Consider the following 26,792-nt stretch of genomic DNA (forward strand, 5'->3'; position numbering starts at 1 on the left):
AAGTGCATTTAACTGAAAGTTGCAGCATCGATGACCGATGAAAGCAAAAATTCTTGAACTCTTTAACCTTTGGATATCTAATTAGTAGAATGTTTCGAAGCTGGCGTGATTTCTTCTAGATATCTTACACTTCTTTACCCAAAGCTTTGAGCATTTACGACATAATAGCTTTCAAGATTCACTTTTAAGGACAAAAATCAAACATGCGGGCCACAGCTGATTTCTTCATAGCGTCCATTATCTCTTTAATTTTATTGGCACTTTCTCAACAATCATCCGCTATTAATAGCAGTGAACAATTGGCTTTCCTAGCGGCAGAAAAAGCTTTCGCTAGTGGCGACTTAGGCACTTATAACAGGCTTAAACAATCGCTGAAAAGCTACCCTCTCTATCCTTACTTGGAGTATAAAGAATTACTCAAAAAATTAGATGCCAAAAATAAGGCTGAGATTGATCAATTTATCAGCCAATACAGCGACTCTCCCTTAGCTGATCGCTTAAAGTACATGTTTATTAAACAACTGGCGGTGGATAAACGCTACGATCTTCTTCAACAGTATTATTCTTATGGTGATGACGCTAGTCTTGACTGCCAAATACTGGCTTACAAGCTTAAGAATGGCCATTCAATCAAGGACTTAGCTAGTGACATAGAAGACTTGTGGAGCGTACCTAAGTCTCAACCCAAAGACTGTGACCTAATTTTCAAAAAGTGGATTGATGAAGTGGGCGTAGATCACAACATTGCCTACCATCGCTTTTACCGAACGGCTCACGAAGGATCAATCGGGCTTTTGAAGTATCTAGAGCGGTTTCTTGATCGCGATAAACGCTACATCACTGATCTCTGGGTTAAAGCAAAAAAAGATCCCGGAGTTGTTAATCGACGCAGCTTTTTCCCAAGTAAAGATCACAACCTTGAAGCACCGATACTCGTCTTTGCCTTAAAACGCCTCGCGTGGGGAGACAGAGATAAAGCTTACAAAGTCTGGCTACATACAAAAAACCAAATCCCCTTGTCTCAGTCGCATACTGACGACATCGAGCGAACGCTATTTTTAGCGCTAGCGACTGAGAACAACTCGAAAGCTTTGAAGTGGCTTGATTCTGACAACCTCAACAAATTCATCACCGATGACTTGGTCAATCATTGGAAGTTAGCCGTCTTACTCAGAAATGAACGCTGGGAGACGATTAAAGAGCTATATTCACTTTTGCCACTTAACCAGCAACAAAGTAATCAATGGCAGTACTGGAACGCCATTGCTCAACAGCAAACAGGCCAAAAGAAAGAAGCAGCCCTAACTCTGAAGCTACTCGCAGATAAGCGCGATTACTATGGCTACTTGGCCGCAACTCGCCTTAAACAACCACTGAAATTGAATCATGTAGCCGCTCCTGTTTCATCGGACACGTTAAAGCGCGTCGAAAATAGTGATAACGTCAAGCGTGCCAAAGAGTTATTTGAGCTAGAACGTTACATCAATGCCAGTAGTGAGTGGCGTAAACATTTACAGTCACTTAACTCTGATGAAGAAATTCAAGCAGCTTCTAAAATAGCTCACAGCTGGGGCTGGTATAACCAAGGTATTTTAACCATCGCGAAATCTGGCTACTGGGATGATACCGAAATTCGCTTCCCGACTGCGTTTAAAGAGAGCTACATCGAGATGGCTAAAAAGGTAAACTTACCGCCACAATGGCTAATGGGAGTTTCACGTCAAGAAAGTGCTTACGGTCCGTTAGCTGTGTCACCGGCTGGGGCCTACGGCTTAATGCAGGTAATGCCATCGACAGCCAAGGTATACTCACGCAAGTTTGATATTCCCTACAGCAATAGGCGCGATCTACTTAAACCACACATTAACATTGAGATGGGTAGCCGATACCTAGAACTCAGATATCATCAAATGGATAAGAATCCAATTTACGCTTCTGCGGCTTACAACGCTGGCAAACACCGTATTGATCAGTGGAAGCCATTCGGGCGCCATCCGACAGAGATTTGGATAGAAAGTATTCCATACACGGAAACCCGTGATTACATCAAAAAGGTAATGACCTATCGAGCTATCTACGCTTTGAAACTTGGCGTTGACGACGACGTATTTGAGTATATTCTCACTACTGAAACAGGCGGAGAAACAATACCTGAATAACAAAAAGCCCAGCATTTGCTGGGCTTTTTTGAAGAACTAAAACTGGTTATTAGAAATATCGTTCCAGTGTTATCGAAACATAGTCATCATTCCTGAACGGATACAGCAAACTACCAAATGGTCCCTTGTCCTCATCAACCGTAAATAGTCGACCTTCTACAACCATTTTCCAGTCATCACCTAGTCGGCGGCTTGCTTCTAGGTTTACAAAACTTTGTCCATCAGCATACGAAAATGCCAATAACGCTTCAGTTGATGGAATATCATTCATCGCTAAACGGAAACCTAAAACTCCAACATCCTGCTGTTGATAACCACCAGGCAACGTCTCTCTGGAATCATGTTGATACTCCATAATCATGCCCAAGTCAGCACCACTTTGGGTAACACCGAAGAAGGTATACTCAAAACCACCCACAGCAGCCCAGTAGCGGTCTTCATTAAAGCCTGAACGTGACATCGCCTCTAATTTCCATAGCCATGCACCTTTGGTCGCTTGTACATCAAGACTGGTCTGATCGATAGTAACGTACAGAGGCCTCAATTGAGGTTGAAGCGGGTTTACTTGATCAACCACAAACAAAGGTTCACGGCTGGTGCCAGAAAAGTGCGACAGACCAATATCCCAGTCTCCAATCCATTTTGACCAACGAATGGCACCATCAATTCTTTGCTTACCGTCTTCATCGGCGTATATCGGATTATCTTGGTCTACCGGCAAAGGAAAACGAAAACGTCCATCTTCACCAGCGAAGGTTCTCTCGCGTGACCCAGGAAGCACAAAAAGCTCAAGCAAGCCAAAGTCTTGTTCCGTCGACAGCACGACCATCTGCTGGCCTAACTTGTCTTCACCATCGATGTTTTCAACAAAATCAGTTTGGTTAATCACATCAACTAAATGTTGGGATTCGGCTACGCCCCAGAAGACTTTGCTCATGCCCGCTTTAAGCTCCCACTCATCACCAACATAACGCACCATCAATTCGCGTATATCAGCATGTGAACGCTCGTCATCAAGGCTATCCCATCGAACAAACGGCTTAAATACGATGCTCCAATCTGAGTCTTCCCATCGATGATAAAACTCAGGCTCTATGGCCAGCGAAAACTCTGACTGTTCCTGACCAAAGTCACCTTCTTTAAAAAAGTATCGTCCTTCTGCTGATGCGACACCACTCCATTCTGCAGCAGTCAGCACATTACTCATAGAAAATGTTGTTACAAATAAAGCAGTTAAGATTAAATCCTTCATCTTGATGGTCATTGTTATGCACATACCAGTTGGTCTGTTAGGTGCCGCTATTGTAAAAAATAACCATCGTAATTACTACAGACGATAAAACATTTGTCCTCAAAAAATCTGAACTGATAGACAAATCACCGCCATCCAATCGTGCATTTTTTAACCAATATGATAATCTGTAATGTATAAAACGTAGTAAGAATAAGCTTACTACTAGGAGGAACTGTGGCTCAGGCCATTCAAGCAGAAAGAGGTCAATGGTATAAACGACTGGATTTAGACGAAAGTTTTGAAGTCGTTGCAATCGATCGCGATGAAGAATGCATTGAAATTCAATATTATAACGGCGAAATAGAAGAAATAGATGAAGCCAGCTGGTTACTTTTAGAAATAGCTCCTATCGCCCCACCCGATAACTGGTCAGGAGCCTTTGGTACAGATAACCGTGTTGAGTTTGAACCAGAAGCTGACTCCCTAGAGGCTGCACTGAATATAATGGATGCAAATAGTTATTAGTCTTTCAGTTGTTGCACTATATTACTTTTATACATTACTTTTACTTTTATACATTAAATCATATACTTAATCCCAGTAGCGTTGGGTAACCCAGTTGGTTGCACGCAACCCAAATAAACCCATAGTAATAATAAAACCTACTCAGGGATTCCATCTTGAAAAAAATAAAGCTCAGTCATCAATACAGCATTGCTTACGCGCTAGCGTTTGTTGGAGTATTGATTGTCGTGAACTTTATGTTTTATCGCTCGATGGAGCAAACACATCTAGCTCAACAGCGAAAGTTGTGCGATTTAATTATATCCAGCTATACGCCAGGACTTGAGTACGGACTCAGCTTTGGTAATACCACAGACCTTGAACAAACGCTTTTTCCTTTACGCAACAACCCTGATATCGCCTTCGTCAGAATTATTGATAATCAAGGCACCATCGTTTCACAGGTGGATAATAGAGGGCTTATTGGCATTTCCCAAAATGTTGCGCTAAACACGATAGATCAAGATATTGTGCAAAACCTAGGCTCTAGTTTTCAAAGTAACTTCCCTAGCCAGCTCATTGAAAACTCCGAAAGTGAGAGTCGTCGCCTAGGCCAGCTACAAATAGCCGCCACACCTTACCGCTATAGCAGAGCTTATGACGGGTTAAGCCATTTGTTGCTCAACCTAGGCATTATTATTCCGCTGTCACTATTCTGGCTCTATCTTAGAGTTCGCCAAAACCACCAAGCAAAAGTGGTGAAAAAGCTGATTGATCAATTAAACAACTCGGAAAGTTACAAAGAGTTCAAAGAAAGCCTGAGAACGACAGAAGGTTCTGAGCTATTAAATGCTGTTGAGCAACAGGTGATCAAGACGCAAAATTTGCGACACAAACTCAACATGCTTAAAACTGAAGTACAAAAAGCTCGCTTAGACGCTAACACTGAGTTGCACGAGTTTATCGGCTTCATGACCCAGCAAGACTTTAATAGCTCTATAAACAATTTAATGATGTTTTATGAAGTCATTAAGCAGCCGGTCGACCAAACCCGAAAAGCCGTTTGGTGTCGCGATTTGCTCGCACAAACAGTTGTTGAGCTGTCTAATTTAGCCAAAGAGAAATCAACATTAATTCAAGAATCCTTCAGCGGCAACCGTATGAGTTATCAGGTTCATGTTGATGAAAAAGCGTTCAAGCAAATGCTTCGCTTGCTGCTACAGCAGCTGATTAATATCTGCGAAGGTGAAACACTTAATATTCATTTTGATTTAAGACAGGATTATCAGGATACCGCGAATTTACGCATTTCCTTTTCATCAGACTCGAAAATGTTTTTAACCGCACTGGAGCAACAGAGCCTGTTTCAGTTTAAAGAGGAACTGCCTGTCACACCTCATAGCAACAATATCCAACTTATTTCCGCCAAGCATATCCTTAAAAAATTTGGTGGGGAATATTTATACTTTAGCGATGAAGTACGGCTTGAAATGCCCTTAAACACACTCAGCCAATCGGACAAAAAATCTCAGCCTGAACCTATCACACCATTGGGTATAAACCTTAATGTTCTCGTTTATGATTCCGATCCCATCGATAAGATGGTGCTGATTGGCTACTTAAATAAGCTGGGGATTGATGTTGACAAAGCCACAACCAAACAAGTCGTTTTGCAGAAGTTACGCCACGATGCCTTCGATGCCATTTTGGTCAACTCCGACTTCATTGAGGATGACCCGTCGTTTTCATTCAACAATTTTCTTGAAGAAATTCAGCACCTAGATAACCAACCACACATTATCATCGTCAGTCATAACAAGCACATCACTGAGGCCGAAGTCTTCAATAATATTGAAACTGCGGAATTTGTATCAAAACCGGTTGATCCAAAAAAGCTCGGTGACGTCCTAGCCAGCCTTTAATCGTCCCAAGCTCGCTTTAAAGTTATCTTCGATAACCTCTTGCGATACATGCTGACCATGCTCGATCACTTTCTGCCCTCTGACCCAAACGGAGGCGATAGCATCGTTTGCAAACTGATGGTTGAAGATAAAGGCATCCAACAACTGCTGCTGACTTTTCCCAACAAACGTCATTGAGTCTAAATTCAATTCCACAAAGTTAGCTTTATAACCAATACCAATCTGCCCTACTGGCTGCTGTAAACTTTGTGCACCACCTTGCGCGGCTTGCGTCCAAAGCCAGTGGCCCGTAGAACTATTGGCTCCATCAACCAATACCGTTCTTGAATGCTCACGCAAACGTTGCTGATACTCCAGCCAGCGTAACTCCTCAATCGCGTTCACAGAAATGTGGCTATCACTACCCACCGACCAACGTCCACCTTGTGCTTTGTAATCCAACATCGGGAAAAAACCATCGCCAAGATTCGCTTCTGTGGTCGTACAGATAGAAACCACCGCTTTTGATTCGGCAATCGATCTTACCTCGCCATCGGTTAAGTGGGTTGCATGAACTAAACACCACTTGTCATCAGGGCTTAAATTATCGTAAAGCCATTCAACAGGACGCTGACCATAATGGCTGACACAATCATCGACTTCTTTCGTTTGTTCAGCGATATGAATATGAATGGGTGCGTCTTCTGACTGTGAGCGTAATGTTTTCACTGCAAATTCAAGGTCGCTTTTGTCCACGGCGCGCAATGAGTGCGGCGCGATACCGTAACTTTGATTGTACTCAGACGATAACAAATGGACCTGCTCTAGCAAGCGTCCGTAATCATCCTGCGAATGAATAAAACGCTTCTGCCCATCGCTAGGAGCTTGTGGCCCAAAGCCACTGTAGCGATAGAATACCGGCAATAAAGTGACATCAATACCGCTGTTCTTGCCTGCTTCAAAAATCTGCATCGACATTTCCGCCGGATTCTCGTAAAAGTCACCGCTTTTATCATGATGCAAATAATGAAACTCACCGACCGAGGTGTAACCCGCTTTTAACATCTGCATATAAAGCGCGCTGGCGATATGGTTCAAGTCCTCCGGTTCAATATTTTCGACAAATCCGTACATCGCTTTGCGCCATGTCCAGAAGCTATCTTTAGAGCTACCACTCGCTTCACCTAGGCCAGCCATCGCCCACTGGAACGCATGGGAGTGGTTATTGACCATGCCTGGGATCACCGCACCTTCAATCACTTTTCCACTAAAGTTTGCGGGTTTCTCGGTTTGTGGTTTAATTTTAGTGATAACCCCATTAGAATCGTGCTCCAACAACACGTTCTCCTGCCAGCCGTCGGCCAACAGTATAGATTTAGCGAAAATCTGTTGCGGGTGAATACTTGTCATAGTGTCGAGTAAAATAGTTAAAACAATATCAGGATCATAATATGAGCCAGAGTGAAACGAAACCTTTTGATTACATTATTCACAACGTCAATATCGCGACTTTATCAGACCAGTACGCCAGCGAAGACAATCCCTATGGTGTCATCGAAAACGGTGCGGTTGGCGTTAATGATGGTCTGATTTCGTATATTGGCACTTCTAACCCTGAGCTTGATGCAAAAGAAGCCATTGATGCCCAAGGACAATGGCTCACGCCCGGCCTCATCGACTGCCACACGCACCTCGTTTACGGCGGCAATCGCGCCAACGAATTTGAAATGCGCCTCAATGGCGTAGCCTACGAAGAGATCGCCAAAGCGGGTGGCGGTATTATTTCTAGCGTTAAAGCCACGCGCGAAGCCACCGAAGAAGAGCTGTTCCAAAGCGCCGCTAAACGTTTACAAAGCTTTATCGACGAAGGCGTCACCACAATTGAAATTAAATCTGGCTATGGTTTAGACACCGAGAACGAAATTAAAATGCTCAAAGTCGCGAAACGACTGGAGCAAGAATTCCCTATTCGCGTCAGCACCACCTTCCTTGGCGCACATGCGTTGCCGCCTGAATTCAAAGACAACTCAGACGGTTATATCGACTTAGTGTGCAATGACATGATCCCTAAAATCGCTGAACTGGGTTTAGCAGATTGCGTCGATGCTTTTTGCGAAAACATTGGCTTCAGCTACGAACAAACCGAACGCGTATTTAAAGCCGCACAAAAACATGGACTCAAAGTCAAACTGCACGCCGAACAACTATCCGATCAGTCTGGTGCAGGCTTAGCCGCTGACTACAAAGCCCTTTCCGCCGATCATTTAGAATACTTATCACAAGACTCTATCGACAAAATGGCTAAGAGCGGAACAGTTGCGGTGCTACTACCCGGTGCTTTCTACTTCCTACGTGAAACAAAACTACCGCCAATGGACGAACTGCGCCAAGCAGGCGTACCAATCGCCGTCGCCTCCGACAGCAACCCCGGTACCTCACCAGCGCAATCACTATTGCTCATGCTCAACATGGCCTGCACCCTCTTCCGCATGACACCTCTTGAAGCCTTACAAGGCGTCACCATCAACGCAGCCAAAGCTCTAGGCTTAGAAGATAAAATTGGGAGTATAGAAACAGGCAAAAAAGCTGAGTTAGCACTGTGGGATATTGACCACCCAAATCAGCTGAGTTACCAACTGGGGGGGAATAATTTAATACGTGCATTCTTTCCTGTAAATATAATTGACAAGCAAGACTATTCATAACTCCTTGCATGAAATGCCCATAGCTAATAGAGTTTTATAAAAGGCTTGATAAAAACAAACAAATTTTTTGGAGCAAACGTGCGCGGTAATATTATTTCTTATATTGAAATGTGCCAGGAAGAAGGGACTAGCCTTCAAAAAGGTATGAATTTTCGACTACGCGGTGGGCACTCTATAATATTAATGTCAGTCAGCCCAAACGCTCCGTATAAAGATGAAATCCAAGAAAATGGTACTGTGCTAATTTACGAAGGCCACGACGCTCCTAAAAATCAACATAAGGGAAACCCAAAAGAAGTAGACCAGCCAGAATTTAGGCATACCGGCTCATTAACTGAAAATGGAAAGTTTAAACGCGCTGCTATAGACTTTAAAAAAGGTTTAAAAGGCCCTGATATTGTTAAAGTATATGAAAAGATCAAAACAGGAATATGGTCAGATAATGGCTTTTTCCATTTAGTCGACGCATGGACTCAGTCTGATGGATTGAGAAACGTATTTAAGTTTAAACTAATTGCTGTAGACCATGTTTCGGACAATAAAAAGTCCGAAGAGTCTATTACTGAAGAATTTACTAGAAGTAGAATTATACCTACAAGTGTAAAGCTAGCTGTTTGGAAAAGAGACCGGGGGAAATGTGTAACGTGCGGTGCGCAAGATGAGTTACACTTTGACCATATTCTTCCGTACTCTAAAGGGGGAACTTCGTTGAAAGTTGAAAATATCCAATTGTTGTGTGCAAGGCATAACCTTGAAAAAAGTGCCAAGATACAATAACGGTAACTGCAATGATTATGAAGAATTTTTCTTTAAGTACAGGATTTTAATCGTTGTAGTAGACGCTTAATCACCCCCGCAACCTTCTGAGCCTTTTCCTGATCAAATAACCTTAGCTTTTCGTCCAAATAAGTTATTTGCGACAACTCTAATTGAATGGTGTAGATATTATCGTCGGGCTTAGCATACTGGCGCGTAATAAAGCCGCCCTTAAAGCGTCCGTTGATAATTTTTGAATAGTCACCGGTATCGAAGTTTTCAAGTACTGATTTAAGTTCCTCGTTTACGGTTTGGCCTTCGTTAGTGCCGAAGTTAAAGTCTGGCAGTTGGCCGTCGAAGAAACGCGGTACGTGAGATTGAATAGTGTGCGCTTCAAACAGCAAACAGTAGCCGAATTTGTGTTTGGCTTGTTTAATTAGGCGCTGTAGCTCTTGATGATAAGGCCTCCAGTACAATTCTGTTCTGCGCGCGACCTCATGCGAATCAGGCTCGTCGTCTTCATCGTATAATGCTTCCAAGTCAAAGGTCGATGTCGGACAAAGCTCAGTATTGTCAGCGCCTTTGTACAGTACTTTACCGCTACTGTCTCGATTAAGGTCAATCAAGTAGCGCGAGTAGTTAGCATTGATTCGAGTTACTTTTAACTCTTCTAAAAAGCTATAAAGCTGAACCAGGTACCAGTCAGTGTCGGCGCTGTTTAAGGCTATGTCCGTCATCTGCTCTAGGACGTCATGCGGGATAAACTGCCCGTGATGCGGCATTGAGACAATAATCGGCGAATCCTGCTCTACTAAATCGAATACTGGTATTTCAGCCTCACTAAAACGCAGGCTGGCCCTATCCAGAGGCATAATATCAGCATCAACGTATTGGGTTCGCGCTAGGTCTGAGTTGATTAATTCATCGCTGTAGTAATAACTGATCAGTCTTTTGGCGTCGTTAATCAATAATGGGCACTGTTGCTCCACTGTATTCCATGATTCCGAGCTTGCTCCTGAATGGTTTAAGTACCACTTTACTTGGTACAAGTAATCTAGAAAGAAGTCGGTCAGCGTCCGGTGGTACTTTTCTTCTGCGCCAAGGACTTTGGTCAGCTTGATAATATCCTGATGGAACTTTTCGCGAGCCTCGACCATAGAATATTCATGGATATAGTCCCAGGCGACCTTTAAGTGCGCCAAGTGATTGAATTCACTAGGCTCAATGTCTTGTTTTTTAAATCGCTCAGTTAATGATTCAGAACTCATCGGTCTCACTTGCCTTTTCTTTATTTCTCTTTTCACTTTTCTTTGCTATTTACGCTTGAAAAGCATACGTATTTATTAGTATAGTTCAACTTGTATATACAACTTAGCATACAGGATTTTTTGCTAGGTTCAAGACATGATACGGACAAAAATAATCTTTACGCAATAGCTAATGACCGATCTGAATACTCGCCGCTATATGGTGGTAAAAAACTTTATAAAACAAGGCATTGAAGATGGCAGCTGGGCTGAGCACAAGCGTGTTCCGTCTGAAAACGAGCTTGTCGAAACCTGTGGCGTTAGTCGCATGACTGCACGTCGCGCGTTAGACGAACTGACCGAAGAAGGCATCTTATATCGTGCTCAGGGACGCGGAACTTTCGTTGCGCCTAAAAAGCTTCACTCGCCGATGCTCGAAATCCGGAACATTGCTGACGAAGTTAAAGAGCGTGGCAATGAATATTCTAATGAATTGATTTTATTGCAAAAAGAGCATTGCCCTACCCACCTTTTACACTACTTTGACTTAGAGGAAGGCGAAGACATTTTTCACTCGATCATGGTGCACAAAGAAAATAACAAGCCAATTCAGATCGAACAGCGCTACGTCAACCCAAAGGCTGCGCCGGATTACTTGAAACAGAATTTTAATGAGATGACGCCAAACGTTTATTTGTCCGAAATGGCGCCATTAACGCAAGCTGAGCATCAAATCGAAGCCAAAGAAGCGGATCCTTTTATGCGTGTGACGCTAAAGCTACAAGAGCACGAGCCAGTGCTATCGATCGATAGAACCACTTGGTCGAAAGACTTGTTAGTCAGCTATTGCCAATTATTCCACCCTGCTAGCCGCTTTAAGCTAACAGGACGATTTACTACTGAACACCAACTGACTGAACTGTAGCTCTCCACATAGTAAAGAGAACAGTTCGGACAATGACAATATTAGAGAGGAGTCAAAATGAGCGAACGTTTTGATGCAAGTCGCGAGATACGAGCGCCAAAAGGCACAAAGTTAAACGCCAAATCATGGTTAACCGAGGCACCGCTTCGTATGTTAATGAACAACCTTGATCCTGACGTTGCTGAGCACCCACAGGGCTTAGTCGTTTATGGTGGCATTGGTCGTGCCGCTCGTAACTGGGAGTGTTATGACAAAATCGTTGAGTCACTTAAAGAGCTTAATGATGATGAAACGCTTCTGGTTCAGTCAGGCAAACCTGTTGGCGTGTTCAAAACTCACGCGGATGCACCGCGCGTTTTAATTGCGAACTCAAACCTCGTGCCACACTGGGCAAACTGGGAACACTTCAATGAGCTAGACCGCAAAGGGCTTATGATGTACGGCCAGATGACGGCGGGTTCTTGGATATACATTGGTAGCCAAGGCATTGTCCAAGGCACCTACGAGACTTTTGTTGAAGCGGGTCGTCAGCACTTCGACGGCAACACTACAGGCAAGTGGATTTTAACGGGCGGTCTTGGTGGTATGGGTGGCGCGCAGCCACTAGCTGCAACCATGGCAGGCTACTGCATGATCGCTGTCGAATGTGACGAAACGCGTATCGACTTCCGCCTGCGTACAGGCTATGTCGATAAAAAGGCTACGAGCATTGATGAAGCCATGAAAATGTTGCAAGAAGCATTGGACAAAGGTGAAGCCATTTCGATTGGTTTACTTGGCAACGCAGCTGACGTATTCCCAGAGCTACAAAAGCGTGGCGCTAAACCTGACTTAGTGACTGACCAAACCTCAGCACACGATCCAGTAAACGGCTACTTGCCACAAGGCTGGACCGTTGAAGAGTGGCGCGAAAAAGCAGAGTCGAACCCCGACGAAGTCACAAAGGCAGCTAAAAAATCCATGGCAGTTCAAGTTAAAGCCATGGTTGAGTTTGCTCACGCAGGCATTCCTACGGTTGATTACGGGAACAACATTCGCCAAATGGCGCTGGAAGAAGGCGTGGAAAACGCTTTTGATTTCCCAGGCTTTGTTCCAGCTTATATCCGCCCTCTTTTCTGTCGTGGTATCGGCCCATTCCGCTGGGCAGCGCTATCGGGTGATCCAGAAGATATTTATAAAACTGACCAAAAAGTGAAAGAAATCATCGCTGACGACCCGCATCTTCATAACTGGCTCGACATGGCGAAAGAGCGCATTCAATTCCAAGGCTTGCCATCGCGTATCTGCTGGGTCGGTTTAGGCTTACGCCATAAACTAGGCTTGGCATTCAATGAGATGGTTAAGAATGGCGAGCTAAAAGCGCCAGTTGTCATTGGCCGTGACCACCTGGACTCAGGCTCAGTTGCTAGCCCTAACCGTGAGACCGAAGGTATGAAAGATGGTTCAGACGCTGTATCTGACTGGCCACTGCTGAACGCCATGTTGAATGTGGCTGGTGGCGCAACTTGGGTATCCCTGCATCACGGTGGCGGTGTTGGTATGGGCTTCTCGCAGCATTCTGGCGTCGTGATTTGCTGTGACGGCACCGACGAAGCTGCCGCACGCATTAATCGCGTATTGTTTAACGACCCTGCGACTGGCGTTATGCGCCACGCAGATGCTGGCTACGACGCAGCCGTTGAATGCGCTAAAGAGAATAACTTAAATCTACCAATGGTTAAGTAAGAACTGACAGCAGTTTTGCCAACAGAATTTTAAAGGTATAACTATGACAACATATACATTAACACCAGGCGAGTTAACACTGGCCGACTGTCGAGATATTTACTCGAAACCTTGTCAGATCGAACTTAACGCTGACTTTTATCCTGTGATCGATCGTTCAGCGCAAACGGTTGCTGATGTGGTTGAAAATAACCAAACGGTTTACGGCATTAACACCGGCTTTGGCTTACTCGCCTCGACTCGTATTCCACGTGAAAAATTAGAACTACTTCAAGAAAGCTTAGTACTTTCTCACGCAGCGGGCATTGGCGAGTTACTTCCTGATAACGTGGTTCGCTTATTGATGGTACTTAAACTGTCTAGCCTATCTCAAGGCCATTCAGGTGTACGTCGCGAAACAGTCGATGCGCTGATCAAACTAGTGAATCATGAAGTTTACCCCTGCATTCCAGAAAAAGGCTCTGTCGGCGCTTCTGGCGACTTAGCACCACTTGCACACATGAGTTGTACGCTTATTGGCGTTGGCGAAGTTCGCCATAATGGCAAAATCATGAGCGCGGTTGAAGGCTTGAAGGTTGCGGGGTTGGAACCATTAACTCTAGCCGCTAAAGAAGGTTTGGCCTTACTTAACGGTACACAATGTTCTACAGCGTTAGCACTGGCTGGCTTACTCGGCGCTGAAAACAACTTTGCTGCGGCTATCGTTGCTGGTGGCCTCACAGTTGACGCGGTACTAGGTTCGGTCGCGCCGTTTGATGCGCGGATTCACGACGTTCGTGGTCACGACGGTCAAAAGAAAGTCGCACTGTCGTTACTCAATCTAATCAAAGGCAGCGAGTTAAACGAGTCTCACGAAGACTGCGATAAAGTACAAGATCCTTATTCTCTGCGTTGCCAGCCACAAGTCATGGGCGCTGCTCTCGACCATATGCGTTTCGCTGCTTCGGTATTATTAACTGAAGCAAACGCTGTGTCAGATAACCCGCTAGTGTTCCCTGAAGACGGCGATATCATTTCTGGCGGTAACTTCCACGCAGAGCCAGTTGCTATGTCTTCTGATCTACTCGCTGTGGTGATTGCAGAAGTTGGCGCTATTGTAGAGCGTCGTATCGCACTGATGCTCGATAAACACTTAAGTGGCCTTCCTGCATTTTTAGTAGAAGACAGTGGTGTTAACTCAGGCTTTATGATTGCACAAGTAACTGCGGCAGCCCTAGCCTCAGAAAATAAAACACTGGCCCACCCTGCTTCGGTCGATAGCCTACCAACGTCAGCTAACCAGGAAGATCACGTTTCGATGGCGACTTTCGCGGCAAGACGTCTACGAGATATGAACTTCAACACAGCTGGCGTCATTGCGGTTGAGTTATTAAGCGCGGCACAAGGCTTAGACTTCCGCGCACCACTAAAAACCTCTGCAACGCTGCAAAAGGCTTATGACGCGATTCGTGAAAAAGTTCCATATTACGAAAAAGACCGCCACTTCGGCCCAGATATTGAAGCCATTCGCGAACTAATCGATAGCGGCTTATTTAATCAGTTCGCTAAAGAGTTAGAGCTTCCGAGCTTGTAAGAGACTTTTGAATGATATGAGCATAAAAAAAGCGCCGATTCGGCGCTTTTTTCTTAAACTGGATAAACACTTAAGAGCTACATTCCTAAAGAAATCTCAGCAATTCTGCGGCGAGCTTTTTTTAGTTGAGAGGTGAACTCTTCATTTTCCAGTAGATGCTTGTAGTTGTCAGATGCGTAAAGATGGTTTACCAATTTTTTCTGACGTTTAAACTCTTCTGGAAGATAATCAACACCGACTTTGCACCAAGCCATACCTTTGAGTCTTAACTGCTCAGGATGGCCTTCACCTTTAACGAATTTGCAAATCGATACAATTTTGTCTGCCATGTGATCGTCAATATCAAGAACCTCTGCTTTCGCTACTGAGGTTGCAGCTAATAACAATACTCCTGTTAGGAACGGTTTAAACATTTTCATCACTCTTGCTATATGGGGTTTATACCAATAGCTGTTAACCATTCCCTTTAAAGTATTATGTATCCTTTTGAGCGTTACTTTTAACAGCTATATCAAACTCAACGTTGACTTCATGCTTTACCCAGTCTGGATTTTTCCAAGCGCCAAGACCAAGGTCAAAATCGAGTCTGTTGATTGTAAAATCACCCGACAGTCTCAACAAGTCGACTAGTTCACGAATTTCTAATTTAAAGCTATAAGGCTTTGATATTCCTTTAATTTCCAGCTGACCTTTAATCTCGTAAATATCGTTAGAAACAGCCTCAATCGTCTCTGACTTAAAGTAACTTCTAGGAGTGTTATCAATATCAAACCAGTTACCTTTTTTGAGCTTTGTGTCACGTTTTTCGCTACCACTTTCCAGCGAAGCAAGCTCAATAACAACATCAATACGGCTGTTCTCTAAATCATCACGATTAAATATCGCATCAACTTTAAAGTCAGCAAAGTGCCCAGTGAACGCTGTTTTGCGATTTTGTACGCCACTGAATTCAATCTTGCTGTCCTCAGCCACAACGCGTGTGTACTCCTTTGACTGGCCCATTAAAGGTGCCAACATAATCAATGACGCGAATACCAGTAAATATTTTTCTTTCAACATACTAAAACCTACATTTTTAAATTTTTGTAGAACTTAACCCTTTTGAGTTACTCTGACGTTTATAGTGGTAGAACTATGGAAACACAAGGTAAACTTTATGCGTATTAAACATAATTCACATAGCGTATTGGCATTAATGATCGCCGCCAGCTTAGGAGCAACCACCATGACACACGCTAAGTCTAACGATGGAAGCGATGCCATCACGATTTATAGCAGCGCCCAACCGGGCTCAATCTCACCGAATGTCTACCGCCCCGTTCCAGGACAGCATTACGGTAATTACAATGTTCCGGGCTACGCAGTGGTGAAAAGCACTCAAACCCACAACATCAAGAAAGGGTTGAACCAACTCGAAGTTAATGACGTTGCCGCCCTTCTCGATCCAACTACGGTATCATTCCGTTCATTAACTGACCCTGAAGCCCACGTGTTAGAGCAAAACTATCAGTTTGACCTAGTGAGTCAACAAAAGTTGCTGCAGCGATACTTAGGCAAGACCATCGTTGTTGAGCAGGTTCAAGGTGATGATATTAACCAAATCGAAGGTGAACTGATCAGTGCCACTGGTGGACTGGTGTTAAAAGATAACCGTGGTAATGTCCACAGCATCAGTAATTACAGCAATATACAGTTTCCTCAATTACCCGGTGGCTTACGCACCAAGCCAACGCTTGTTTGGGATTTAAACGCGACAAAGCCTGGTAAGCATGATATCGAACTCAGTTATCAGACCGAGGGCATGACCTGGTGGTCTGATTATAATGTGGTTTATAGCGAAGACACGGGCAACAGCTGCAAACTCGACCTATCAGCATGGGTTAGCATTATTAACCAGTCGGGAGCGAGTTTTGAGGATGCAAAGCTGAAATTAATTGCTGGCGATGTTAATCGAGCCCAGCCAGAACAGCATCCGCTAAGAGCACGAGCGGTATACGAGAAAATGGACTCATCTGCCGGTAATCAGGGGTTCGAAGAAAAAGCCTTTTTTGAATATCACCTATACACTCTGGGTCGACCTGCGACCTTACCGGATAACTCCACAAAACAGCTTGAGCTATTCCCTTCCGTGAGTTCTATAAACTGCAACAAAGAGTTGGTATTTGATGCTTCTAGCCAGTATGGGTACGGTGGATTGAATACCAATCAGAATTACGGTCGTAATACTCAAAGTGATGTTAATGTCTATTTACGCTTTAATAACAGCGAAGACAACAACATGGGCATGCCACTTCCAGCGGGCCGTATTCGCGTGAATCAGAAAGACACTGATGGTAGCTTAGAGTTTATTGGCGAAGATATTATTGACCATACCCCAAAAGATGAAGACGTTCTGATCAAAATGGGCAATGCCTTCGATATTAAAGGTGAGCGAAAGCAGACGGATTATCGTGTCGATACCAAAGCTCGAACCATGAGCGAAAGCTTTGAAATCACCTTGAAAAACCACAAGCCAGAAGACGCTAAAGTGGTGATTCGCGAAACCTTATACCGCTGGTCTGAATGGGAAATAGCTCGGAAGTCTCACCAGTTTAGCAAGCAAGATGCTCGTCATATCCATTTTGATGTCGAAGTGCCTGCCAATGAGGAAGTGACCGTTACATACACAGTTAACTACTCTTGGTAGTTGTTACCTCAAATGTTTAGCGCAAAAAAAACCGCGTTCTTGTTACCAAGCCGCGGTTTTTTTATTAACGCAACGTCTACTCAGCTTTGGTTTTGTCACCAGCTTTGACAATTGAAATCTTATCTAAGCTTAAATGCTCGCGGAAGGCTTTATTAATATCTTCCACTGTTAGCGACTTAACAGCTTGCTCGAACTCTTTATCCCACTGCATTGAGCGTTCCAAATCTAAGTTACTGGCCAAAGTACTAACGAGACGACTGTCTTTTGCACGGTCAATTCGACGGTTTTGTACCATACCTTTTACCGCTGCATCGAGCTCGTCTTGAGTAAAGCCATCTTCGATTACTTTTTCGAACTCTTCTTTAAAGCCCTGCTCAACTTTTGCTAAGTTTTCTGGCGCACAAATAGCATACGCAATAAACGTAGCTTTATCATCTCGAGAGCTAGCATTAATGAAAGCTCCAGCGCCATAACTCAAGCCTTCCTCCTGACGCAAACGAGTTGCCAGCCTGCTGTTCAAGAAGCCGCCACCAAAGATGTGATTAGCTACAACTAGCGCCGGATAATCTGGATGACTATCGCTTACAGGAATTTGGGTCATCGCACCAAAGGCAGCACCTGCTTTGTCTGGGGTATCCACAAACTTGTTAATAGACTCAACATCTGAAGCTGTCGTAGCGATACGCTCGTAATCAACTTTCGCATTCCAGTCACCTAAAGTCCGTTCCAGCACTTTTTGCATCTGGTCTTTGTCGAAGTCACCAACTAAAGCTATATCAGCATCTTGAGCACCAACAAAGTTACTATGGAAAGCTTTTAACTGCTCAGGAGTGACTTTCTTGATCGCTTCAATTTGCTCATCGATGCTCATGCTATAATAAGGATGAGACTCATCATATGGATTGAGGTGACGGCTCAGCTGCATAAACACTTGCGTTTGTGGCTGTTGCTTTTGCTGCTCTAATCCAACAATGCGCTCACGCTTAAGTACTTCGAGCTCTTCCGCGTTAAAGCTTGGTTGTTTAAGCACGCTTTCAACCAGCGTTAACACCTCAGCCAAATTTTCTTTCTTAGTTTGAACATTCACGTTTACCCCAGTAGAGCTTCCACTTACGCTGACGTTCGCTTTTAGACGATCAAACTCGGACTGTAACTCTTCTCGAGAAAGCTCGGTTGTACCACGATCTAACATACCCGCAGCAATAGAAGGAACAACGCCGCTATTACGCAAGTCTTCTAAGTTTCCAAGATCTAAACTGATGGTGACAACCACTGATTCACCACGAGTTTTCTTCGGTAAATAAACGACTTTTGCGCCATTGCTTAGTGTCGTTTTAATCGTACGCGAATCAATGTTGTCTTGAGATGGATCAAAGTCTTCACCTTGTGCAACTGCTTCACGGCCTTTATAGCCTTTCAGCATAGCTTCTACATCATCTGATGATAAACGGGCAATAGAGTCTGCTCGATCAGGAGCTTGCTCTGGCAAAAAGAGACCCAAGGTGCGATTGTCATTAACAAGATACTCGTCCGCAGCAGCTTGAACATCTTCAACAGTTACCTTTTCTAACCTATCGCGGTTTAAGAACAACAATCTCCAGTCACCCATACCAACCCACTCTGTGAGCTCGAGGGCAATGCTTTGTGATGAATTAAAGCTCAGCTCAATCTCTTTCAAGATCTTAGTCTTTGCGCGCTCAACTTCTTCGGCCGTAATAGGGTTATTCTTGATATCTTCTAACGTCTTAAGAAATGCTTCTTCGGTTTTCTGAATATCTTTATCTTTAGCCACCTGCGCGCCAAATAGCAAAGCACCCGGCTCTCCAAGTTGGAATGGGAAACCAAAAGCTGCCGCTGCTAGGTTATTCTTGACCAACTCGTCATGTAAGCGACCCGTTTCGCTATCACCTAAGATTTGAGTCAGGACCTGTGTAGCTGCAAACTTTTCAGATGGGCCTGCCGGTGTTTTATACAATACACCCACCATCTGAACGTCACCCGGACGTCTAACTACTACGCGGCGCTCACCATCTTGGATCGGCTCTTCAGTGTAAAGCTCACGGATTACACGCTCTGGTTTTGGAATATCACCAAACTCTTCTTCAATCAGTTTAATGATATTTTCTTCATCGATCTTTCCTGAAACGATTAAAGTAGCATTGTCTGGCTGATAGTACTTGCGATAGAACGCTTGTAGGTTCGTGATATCTACGTTTTCTAAGTCTGAACGAGCACCAATGGTAGATTTACCATAGTTATGCCAATCGTACGCTGTCGACATTAAACGCTGCATTAATACACGGAAAGGGTTATTTTCACCATTTTCCAATTCATTGCGAACCACAGTCATTTCTGTGTCTAAATCTTTCTTTGCAATGTAAGAATTGATCATACGATCAGCTTCAAAATCTAACGCCCAGCTAATATTTTCAGGGGTTGCTGTAAAAGTTTCGTAGTAATTCGTACGATCGTACCAAGTCGTACCGTTCGCCTCTGTACCATGTTCAGATAGCTCATCATCTACATTCGGGTACTTAGGACTTCCCTTAAAGACTAGGTGCTCTAGTAAGTGGGCCATACCGGTCTCACCATAGTTCTCGTGCTTTGAGCCAACATGGTAGGTAATATTCACGGTTACTGTTTCTTGGCTTGGATCTGGAAATAGTAGTACCTGCAACCCATTATCTAGACGGTACTCAGTGATGCCCTCTACCGATGTTACCTTCTCCACACCCTGAGGTAACTCTGCGTAAGCCGTGCCCATTCCTGTGGCTAAAGCGATGGCTAGGAATGTTTTCTTAAATTTTAAAACCATAGATATCCCTCTATACGTATTTCCTGCGGTAGGCAGGTGTTTATTTATGTTTATGTGATCAAAGCCTAGAGCACACCCCCAAGGCAAAGAACCTCACAAAGTATCTTATAAAGCTTTGTAACAGTATAGAGACTAAATGTTAATAAATATGACAAGGTTAACAATAAGCTTGAGTTTTCATAACTGCATAAAAAAACCGAGAGCTGTAACAACTCTCGGTTTTAAAGTACGGATACTTTTAAAAATTAACTCGTCAGTATTACCAACCAGTAATTTCTTTCATAGCTGAGCCGATGTCAGCTAAAGAACGTACCGTTTTAACGCCTGCATCTTCCAAAGCAGCGAACTTCTCAGCCGCAGTACCTTTACCACCAGCAATAATCGCACCAGCATGGCCCATACGCTTTCCTGGAGGCGCCGTAACACCTGCAATGTATGAAACAACAGGCTTAGTGACGTTTTCTTTGATATAGGCAGCAGCTTCTTCTTCTGCAGAACCACCAATTTCACCGATCATGACAATCGCCTCAGTCGCTGGGTCTTTTTCAAACAGTTCCAAAATATCGATGAAGCTTGAGCCTGGGATTGGGTCGCCACCAATACCAACACAAGTCGACTGGCCAAAGCCAAAATCGGTAGTTTGCTTTACAGCTTCATAGGTCAAAGTGCCTGAACGAGAAACGATACCAACTTTACCTGGCTTATGAATGTGGCCTGGCATAATACCGATCTTACTTTCTCCTGGAGTGATAACGCCAGGGCAGTTAGGCCCGATTAAACGAACACCCAAACGATCACAGACGATTTTAGCTTCCAACATATCTAGCGTCGGAATACCTTCTGTAATACAGATCACTAGCTTGATACCCGCGTTAGCAGCTTCAAGAATTGAGTCTTTACAGAACGGTGCTGGTACATAGATAACCGATGCCTCTGCGCCAGTTTGCTCAACCGCTTCAGCGACTGTATTAAATACAGGCAAACCTAAATGCGTTTGACCACCTTTACCCGGCGTCACACCACCAACCATGTTGGTACCGTATTCGATCGCTTGTTCGGTATGGAAAGTACCTTGTGAACCTGTAATACCCTGACAAATAACTTTGGTGTCTTTAGTTAATAAAATACTCATTATTTGCCCTCCGCTGCAGCAACAACTTTTTTCGCTGCGTCAGTTAAGCTTTCTGCTGCGATAATATTTAAACCAGACTCAGCAAGAACCTTAGTTCCTAATTCTGCATTGTTACCTTCAAGGCGAACAACAACAGGATCTTCGATACCGACTTCTTTAACCGCACCAATAATACCTTCTGCAATTAAGTCACAACGTACGATGCCACCGAAGATATTAACCAATACCGCTTTAACGTTATCGTCTGAAAGAATGATTTTGAACGCTTCAGAAACTCGCTCTTTAGTCGCACCACCACCTACATCTAGGAAGTTCGCAGGCTCACCACCGTGAAGTTTGATGATGTCCATAGTGCCCATTGCAAGACCAGCACCGTTTACCATACAACCGATGTTGCCATCTAGCGCAACATAGTTAAGCTCAAACTTAGCAGCGTGTGCTTCACGCTCATCTTCCTGAGATGGGTCATGCATTTCAGACAGTTTGTGATGACGGTACATAGCATTACCATCGATATTAATTTTTGCGTCTAAGCAGTGTAAATCTCCGTCTTCTTTAATCACAAGAGGATTAATCTCTAGAAGTGCCAGATCTTTTTCAGTAAACATTTTCGCTAACTGAAGAAAGATATGCGTAAACTGCTTTACTTGCTTACCTTCCAAGCCTAGTTTGAACGCTAGCTCACGGCCTTGGTAAGGTTGAGGACCGACTAATGGGTCAATCGTCGCTTTAAGAATCTTCTCTGGCGTTTCTTCTGCAACTTTCTCGATTTCAACACCGCCTTCAGTTGATGCCATGAAGACAACACGACGTGAAGAACGATCGATAACAGCACCTAGATATAATTCTTGTGCGATATCTGTGCAAGACTCGACTAAGATTTTGCTTACTGGTTGACCGTTTTCGTCAGTTTGGTAAGTGACTAAGTTCTTGCCCAACCATTGCTTAGCAAACTCTTTCACTTCATCTTTAGTTTTAACAAGCTTTACACCGCCTGCTTTACCACGACCACCGGCATGTACTTGAGCTTTAACAACCCACATATCACCACCGATTTGGCCAGCAGCTTCAAACGCTGACTGAGGGTTATCTACCGCATAACCTTCAGATACTGGTAAACCGTATTCACGGAATAATTGTTTACCTTGATACTCGTGTAGGTTCATTTGATGTTCCTAATTTCACGTTAATTAAAAAGACAAAAGCCGGATAGAAATTATCCGGCTGTACTTGATAGTTATAGATTAGACATCCAGTAGCATGCGAGCTGGGTCTTCGATAAACTCTTTAATCGTTTTTAAGAAGCCAACCGATTCACGACCATCAATAATACGGTGGTCGTAAGACAAAGCCACATTCATCATTGGGCGAATCACAATTTCGCCGTCAACAACAACTGGACGATCTTCCATACGGTTCATACCTAAAATACCACTTTGCGGTGGGTTGATAATTGGTGTCGCCATTAACGAGCCAAATACACCACCGTTAGAGATAGTAAAGGTACCGCCTGTCATCTCTTCGACAGTCAATTTGTTATCACGAGCCTTTTGACCAAACTCGCGAATTTTAGCTTCGATATCCGCCAAGCTCATGGTATCTGCATCACGCAACACTGGAACAACCAAGCCGCGAGGTGAAGATACCGCTACACCGATATCGTAGTAACCATGATAAACAATATCATCGCCATCAATTGAAGCGTTCACTGCAGGGTAGCGTTTTAGTGCTTCAACCGTAGCTTTTACGAAGAACGACATGAAACCTAAACGAGTCTCATGAACTTTCTCGAACTGTTCTTTGTAACGCGCACGTAATTCAACAACTTCTTTCATGTTGATGTCATTGAATGTTGTTAATAGTGCCGCGTTTTGTTGGGCTTCAACAAGACGCTCTGCGATGCGCTTACGAAGACGCGTCATTGGTACGCGTTTTTCTTCACGAAGACCCGCAGAAACAGGTGCACCAGAAGAACTCTTCGCAGCAGGTGAAGATTTCTTACCGCCATCTTTAACAAACTTCTCAACATCTTCTTTAGTCAGGCGACCGCCTTTACCAGATGCAGGAATGTCTGCAGGATTAAGGTTATGCTCTGCCACTAAACGACGAACAGCTGGCGAAAGGACGTCGCTGTCTTTCGATGGCTCGGCTGTTTTTTCTTCAGCTTTTTCTTCAGACTTAGCGTCATCTGTCTTCGCTTCCGAATCACTCTTTGAATCAGAACCAGCATCGCCGCCAGCACCAGCTTCAAACTTAGCAATCGCTTCTTCTTGAAGAACCGTATCACCTTCTTCTTTCAAGATTTCAGAAATCGCACCGTCTTCTGGCGCTACAACTTCTAAAACCACTTTATCAGTCTCGATATCGACCAAGTTCTGATCACGAGATACAGCTTCACCTGGCTTAACGTGCCAAGTAGCAATCGTTGCATCCGCTACTGATTCAGGCAACACAGGAACTTTAATTTCGATAGCCATGTTATAACCTTTTTTACCTTAATTTAATTTTAAATGCTTCTTTACGATATTCTGCTCAAGGACTAATCCAGGCCTAAAGCATCGTTAACTAATTTTGCTTGCTGCTCGTTATGTATACTCGCATAACCAACTGCTGGTGCAGCTGAAGCAGCGCGTCCTGCAAAAATAACAGGCTCTTTAGACGGTACAGCATCATCTAAATTATGACGGCTACAGTACCAAGCACCCTGATTTTGCGGTTCTTCTTGACACCATACGAACGTATTCGCGTTCTTATATGATGCTAAAATCTTTTCCACTTCCTCATGCGGGAATGGATACAGCTGCTCAATTCGAACAATCGCTACGTGATCTAAGTTCTCGTCACGGCGCTTTTTCAACAAGTCATAATAGACCTTACCAGAGCACATGACCACCCGTGCCACTTTCTTTTTATCCAGTTTATCGATTTCATCAATCGCGTTCTGGAACTGGCCTTTGGTTAACTCGTCAATTGTTGATACAGCATCACGATGACGTAATAAACTTTTCGGAGTCATTACGATCAAGGGTTTACGCAATTTACGAACCATTTGACGGCGAATCATGTGGAACGCTTGTGCAGGGGTAGATGGAACAACCACCTGCATATTTTGTTCAGCCGACAACTGCAAGAAGCGCTCTAAGCGTGCAGAGCTGTGCTCAGGGCCTTGGCCTTCATAGCCGTGTGGTAAGAACAGTGTTAAACCAGACAAACGGCCCCACTTCTGCTCACCAGAGCTAATAAACTGGTCAATCACTACTTGTGCACCGTTGGCAAAATCACCAAACTGCGCTTCCCAAATCACCATGGAGTTAGGCTCATTGGTCGAGTAACCATACTCAAACGCCATCACTGCTTCTTCTGATAGTACAGAATCAATCACGGTAAAGCGTGGCTGGTCTTCTTTAATGTGTTGTAGAGGGATGTAAACCTCAGCATCATCTTGGTCATGCAGTACAGCGTGACGATGGAAGAACGTTCCTCGACCACTGTCTTGACCACAAATTCTAACTTCATGACCTTCGTCTAGCAAAGTGGCATAGGCAAGCGTTTCTGCGAAGCCCCAGTCCATCTTAGCTTCACCGTTCGCCATTTCCTTGCGTGTCGCCATGATTTTCTTGACTTGGCGCTGTAAAGGTAAGTCCTCAGGATAGTCACAAATACGTTCCGCTAAACGGTCGAATTCTTTTTTGCTGATTGAAGTATCAGCGGGTGACTGCCATGACTGTCCTTCGAAAGGACTCCAATCAACGCTATACTCGTTTTTATGCGTTGGAATACGGTTTAATACAACCGAGTCACCTTTATCCAACAGGTCACGATACTCATCGACAAACTTCTTCGCGTCATCTTTCGAGATAGTGCCCGCTGAAGTCAGCTGATCTTCATAAATTTTGCGCGTTGTTGGGTGCTTCTTGATCTTTTGATACATGATCGGCTGAGTCGCATTCGGCTCGTCCGCTTCATTGTGTCCATGTCGACGGTAACAGACTAAATCGATAACCACGTCTTTCTTAAACTTGTTACGGAACTCAAGTGCTAGGCGTGTCACATATAAAACGGCTTCAGGGTCATCACCATTAACGTGGAACACAGGCGCTTCAACCATTTTAGCAACGTCAGTACAGTACGCTGTTGAGCGAGTGTCATGCAGTTTAGAGGTCGTAAAACCGACCTGGTTATTAATGACAACATGGACTGAACCGCCTATGTAGAAACCGCGTGCTTGTGACATATTAAACAGTTCCATCACAACGCCTTGGCCCGTCACAGCAGAGTCACCATGAATCAATACTGGAACTACCTGCTCGCAGTTTGTGTCGTTACGACGCTCTTGGCGCGCACGAACAGAGCCAATCACTACAGGGCTAACGATTTCAAGATGCGACGGGTTGAAAGCCAAAGCTAGGTGAACTGGCCCACCATCGGTTTCAACGTCGCTGGAATAACCCATGTGATATTTAACATCACCAGAGTTACCTTCTTCCACTACAGCATTCTTACCAGCAAATTCATCAAAAAGAACCTGCGGCTTTTTGCCCATGACGTTTACCAGCATATTCAAACGGCCACGGTGAGCCATGCCAATAACGATTTCCTTGGTACCCTTTGCACCTGCTTGATTAATAAAATCACGCATCATTGGAATTAAACTATCGCCGCCCTCTAGTGAGAACCGCTTGGCACCAGGGAATTTTGAGCCTAAATACTTTTCTAAACCTTCTGCTGCCGTTAGGCCTTCTAAGGTTTTCTTCTTTGTTTCGTCACTGAAATTGTGCGATGACGATGCAGCTTCGAGTTTTTCCTGAATCCAACGACGCTCTTCTAAGTCGTTGATATGCAGGAACTCTGCACCTATAGAGTTGCAGTACGTTGACTTTAAACGCGCTTCAATCTCTTTTAGAGACTGCTGCTCAGGGCCGGCAAGATTACCAACATGAAACTTCTTATTAGGGTCTACGTCGCCCAAATCATAAGCTTCAAGGCTTAAATCCGTTGGGTACGGATGTTTCCACAGGCCTAATGGATCGATGTTAGCGTGGTGATGACCACGAGCACGATAAGACTCGATTAAGTGGAGAACTTTAACCTGCTTAGGGTCGGCTGTTGCATTGCCACCGCCTTGGCTAAAAGCTATTTTCTGGCGATTTAGGCCGATTTGACGAAAATGTTCACGAATAGCGCCATGAGCGACTTCTTTTTTATCGTTAACCTTTTCATATTCATCGAATTTTTCACGCCATGCGGCATCGACTGACTGAGGATCTTCAAGATACTGTTCGTAAAGTTCTTCTAAATAGGCGGCGCTACCTCCCGAAAGGTAGGCACTGTCAAACATCGCCTCTAAGCCGTTTTTCATTGTAATTTAACACCACTTCTCGGTATTTGTTTCGCTATGATAACCAAAAATCGCAACTCTTAACACAGTAA

At 44.1% G+C, this 26,792-nt stretch carries 19 protein-coding genes; 9 read left to right on the forward strand and 10 right to left on the reverse strand.

Translation table 11 applies throughout. The features are described from left to right. Positions 1 to 203 precede the first annotated feature (203 nt). Positions 204 to 2,159, forward strand: coding sequence for a transglycosylase SLT domain-containing protein (locus tag KFK88_RS10820; protein WP_223579543.1), 1,956 nt, complete (start codon positions 204 to 206; stop codon positions 2,157 to 2,159). 49 nt (positions 2,160 to 2,208) lie between these two features. Here KFK88_RS10820 and KFK88_RS10825 read toward each other — a convergent pair whose 3' ends face one another. Continuing rightward, complete coding sequence (locus tag KFK88_RS10825) at positions 2,209 to 3,423, reverse strand: hypothetical protein (RefSeq protein WP_223579546.1); 1,215 nt, start codon at positions 3,421 to 3,423, stop codon at positions 2,209 to 2,211. A gap of 204 nt (positions 3,424 to 3,627) precedes the next feature. Here KFK88_RS10825 and KFK88_RS10830 point away from each other — a divergent pair, with 204 nt between their 5' ends. Both KFK88_RS10830 and KFK88_RS10835 read left to right on the forward strand, forming a co-directional pair. Beyond that, complete coding sequence (locus KFK88_RS10830; protein WP_223579548.1) at positions 3,628 to 3,918, forward strand: DUF6763 family protein; 291 nt, start codon at positions 3,628 to 3,630, stop codon at positions 3,916 to 3,918. Positions 3,919 to 4,073: 155 nt separating this feature from the next. Then, the gene (locus tag KFK88_RS10835; RefSeq protein WP_223579551.1) at positions 4,074 to 5,819 is read left to right on the forward strand and encodes a response regulator; all 1,746 of its coding nucleotides are present in this window, start codon (positions 4,074 to 4,076) and stop codon (positions 5,817 to 5,819) included. Here the strand turns inward: KFK88_RS10835 and KFK88_RS10840 are convergent. Further along, entirely contained in the window at positions 5,805 to 7,208 is a 1,404-nt protein-coding gene (locus tag KFK88_RS10840) for a formimidoylglutamate deiminase (protein WP_223579555.1), read from the reverse strand. The two genes, KFK88_RS10835 and KFK88_RS10840, sit on opposite strands and share 15 nt — an antisense overlap. 41 nt (positions 7,209 to 7,249) lie before the next feature. On the opposite strand from KFK88_RS10840, the gene hutI reads away from it, so the two are divergent. Beyond that, a complete protein-coding gene (hutI, locus tag KFK88_RS10845; protein ID WP_223579558.1) occupies positions 7,250 to 8,503 on the forward strand; it encodes an imidazolonepropionase in 1,254 nt (417 codons plus the stop codon). 78 nt (positions 8,504 to 8,581) lie between these two features. Continuing rightward, positions 8,582 to 9,280 (forward strand): HNH endonuclease, encoded by a 699-nt coding sequence (locus KFK88_RS10850; RefSeq protein WP_223579561.1) that lies wholly within the window; start codon positions 8,582 to 8,584, stop codon positions 9,278 to 9,280. A gap of 32 nt (positions 9,281 to 9,312) precedes the next feature. Here the strand turns inward: KFK88_RS10850 and KFK88_RS10855 are convergent, their stop codons facing one another. After that, positions 9,313 to 10,527, reverse strand: coding sequence for an N-formylglutamate amidohydrolase (locus KFK88_RS10855; RefSeq protein ID WP_223579564.1), 1,215 nt, complete (start codon positions 10,525 to 10,527; stop codon positions 9,313 to 9,315). Between the two features lie 172 nt (positions 10,528 to 10,699). Here KFK88_RS10855 and hutC point away from each other — a divergent pair, with 172 nt between their 5' ends. The 3 genes from hutC to hutH are packed head-to-tail and all read left to right on the forward strand — an operon-like array spanning position 10,700 to position 14,729. Continuing rightward, positions 10,700 to 11,431 carry a histidine utilization repressor gene (gene hutC / locus KFK88_RS10860; RefSeq protein WP_223579566.1) on the forward strand — a complete coding sequence of 244 codons (732 nt, stop codon included), beginning with the start codon at positions 10,700 to 10,702 and terminating at the stop codon, positions 11,429 to 11,431. 57 nt (positions 11,432 to 11,488) lie between these two features. Beyond that, positions 11,489 to 13,156: a urocanate hydratase gene (gene hutU / locus KFK88_RS10865; RefSeq protein WP_223579568.1), complete on the forward strand. Its 1,668-nt coding sequence runs from the start codon at positions 11,489 to 11,491 to the stop codon at positions 13,154 to 13,156. Between the two features lie 43 nt (positions 13,157 to 13,199). Further along, positions 13,200 to 14,729, forward strand: a complete 1,530-nt coding sequence (hutH, locus tag KFK88_RS10870) for a histidine ammonia-lyase (RefSeq protein WP_223579571.1) — start codon at positions 13,200 to 13,202, stop codon at positions 14,727 to 14,729. 77 nt (positions 14,730 to 14,806) lie between these two features. On the opposite strand, the gene KFK88_RS10875 is transcribed toward hutH, so the two are convergent. Next, positions 14,807 to 15,148, reverse strand: a complete 342-nt coding sequence (locus KFK88_RS10875; RefSeq protein ID WP_223579574.1) for a hypothetical protein — start codon at positions 15,146 to 15,148, stop codon at positions 14,807 to 14,809. 55 nt (positions 15,149 to 15,203) lie between these two features. Further along, positions 15,204 to 15,788, reverse strand: a complete 585-nt coding sequence (locus KFK88_RS10880; RefSeq protein ID WP_223579576.1) for a YceI family protein — start codon at positions 15,786 to 15,788, stop codon at positions 15,204 to 15,206. A 97-nt stretch (positions 15,789 to 15,885) separates the two neighbouring features. On the opposite strand from KFK88_RS10880, the gene KFK88_RS10885 reads away from it, so the two are divergent. Continuing rightward, on the forward strand, positions 15,886 to 17,415 hold the full coding sequence (locus KFK88_RS10885) for a DUF4139 domain-containing protein (protein ID WP_223579579.1): 1,530 nt from the start codon (positions 15,886 to 15,888) through the stop codon (positions 17,413 to 17,415). Between the two features lie 76 nt (positions 17,416 to 17,491). Here KFK88_RS10885 and KFK88_RS10890 read toward each other — a convergent pair whose 3' ends face one another. From KFK88_RS10890 to KFK88_RS10910, 5 genes are all read right to left on the reverse strand, one after another. Beyond that, positions 17,492 to 20,230, reverse strand: a complete 2,739-nt coding sequence (locus tag KFK88_RS10890; RefSeq protein ID WP_223579582.1) for a M16 family metallopeptidase — start codon at positions 20,228 to 20,230, stop codon at positions 17,492 to 17,494. Positions 20,231 to 20,489: 259 nt separating this feature from the next. Further along, complete coding sequence (gene sucD / locus KFK88_RS10895) at positions 20,490 to 21,362, reverse strand: succinate--CoA ligase subunit alpha (RefSeq protein WP_223579584.1); 873 nt, start codon at positions 21,360 to 21,362, stop codon at positions 20,490 to 20,492. Continuing rightward, entirely contained in the window at positions 21,362 to 22,528 is a 1,167-nt protein-coding gene (sucC, locus tag KFK88_RS10900; RefSeq protein WP_223579587.1) for an ADP-forming succinate--CoA ligase subunit beta, read from the reverse strand. The genes sucD and sucC overlap by 1 nt, the downstream gene beginning before the upstream one ends. 78 nt (positions 22,529 to 22,606) lie before the next feature. After that, the gene (gene odhB, locus KFK88_RS10905; RefSeq protein ID WP_223579590.1) at positions 22,607 to 23,839 is read right to left on the reverse strand and encodes a 2-oxoglutarate dehydrogenase complex dihydrolipoyllysine-residue succinyltransferase; all 1,233 of its coding nucleotides are present in this window, start codon (positions 23,837 to 23,839) and stop codon (positions 22,607 to 22,609) included. A 62-nt stretch (positions 23,840 to 23,901) separates the two neighbouring features. Then, the gene (locus tag KFK88_RS10910; protein ID WP_223579593.1) at positions 23,902 to 26,721 is read right to left on the reverse strand and encodes a 2-oxoglutarate dehydrogenase E1 component; all 2,820 of its coding nucleotides are present in this window, start codon (positions 26,719 to 26,721) and stop codon (positions 23,902 to 23,904) included. Positions 26,722 to 26,792 lie beyond the last annotated feature (71 nt).

This window comes from Kangiella taiwanensis (genome assembly GCF_020005165.1).
Lineage (GTDB): Bacteria > Pseudomonadota > Gammaproteobacteria > Enterobacterales > Kangiellaceae > Kangiella > Kangiella taiwanensis.

Excerpts from the sequence above, each read along its gene's own strand:
- KFK88_RS10820 (WP_223579543.1), top strand. The coding sequence starts at position 204 with ATGCGGGCCACAGCTGATTTCTTCATAGCGTCCATTATCTCTTTAATT.
- KFK88_RS10825 (WP_223579546.1), bottom strand. The coding sequence starts at position 3,423 with ATGACCATCAAGATGAAGGATTTAATCTTAACTGCTTTATTTGTAACA.
- KFK88_RS10840 (WP_223579555.1), bottom strand. The coding sequence starts at position 7,208 with ATGACAAGTATTCACCCGCAACAGATTTTCGCTAAATCTATACTGTTG.
- hutI (WP_223579558.1), top strand. The coding sequence starts at position 7,250 with ATGAGCCAGAGTGAAACGAAACCTTTTGATTACATTATTCACAACGTC.
- KFK88_RS10855 (WP_223579564.1), bottom strand. The coding sequence starts at position 10,527 with ATGAGTTCTGAATCATTAACTGAGCGATTTAAAAAACAAGACATTGAG.
- hutC (WP_223579566.1), top strand. The coding sequence starts at position 10,700 with ATGACCGATCTGAATACTCGCCGCTATATGGTGGTAAAAAACTTTATA.
- hutU (WP_223579568.1), top strand. The coding sequence starts at position 11,489 with ATGAGCGAACGTTTTGATGCAAGTCGCGAGATACGAGCGCCAAAAGGC.
- hutH (WP_223579571.1), top strand. The coding sequence starts at position 13,200 with ATGACAACATATACATTAACACCAGGCGAGTTAACACTGGCCGACTGT.
- KFK88_RS10875 (WP_223579574.1), bottom strand. The coding sequence starts at position 15,148 with ATGAAAATGTTTAAACCGTTCCTAACAGGAGTATTGTTATTAGCTGCA.
- KFK88_RS10880 (WP_223579576.1), bottom strand. The coding sequence starts at position 15,788 with ATGTTGAAAGAAAAATATTTACTGGTATTCGCGTCATTGATTATGTTG.
- KFK88_RS10885 (WP_223579579.1), top strand. The coding sequence starts at position 15,886 with ATGCGTATTAAACATAATTCACATAGCGTATTGGCATTAATGATCGCC.
- KFK88_RS10890 (WP_223579582.1), bottom strand. The coding sequence starts at position 20,230 with ATGGTTTTAAAATTTAAGAAAACATTCCTAGCCATCGCTTTAGCCACA.
- sucD (WP_223579584.1), bottom strand. The coding sequence starts at position 21,362 with ATGAGTATTTTATTAACTAAAGACACCAAAGTTATTTGTCAGGGTATT.
- sucC (WP_223579587.1), bottom strand. The coding sequence starts at position 22,528 with ATGAACCTACACGAGTATCAAGGTAAACAATTATTCCGTGAATACGGT.
- odhB (WP_223579590.1), bottom strand. The coding sequence starts at position 23,839 with ATGGCTATCGAAATTAAAGTTCCTGTGTTGCCTGAATCAGTAGCGGAT.
- KFK88_RS10910 (WP_223579593.1), bottom strand. The coding sequence starts at position 26,721 with ATGAAAAACGGCTTAGAGGCGATGTTTGACAGTGCCTACCTTTCGGGA.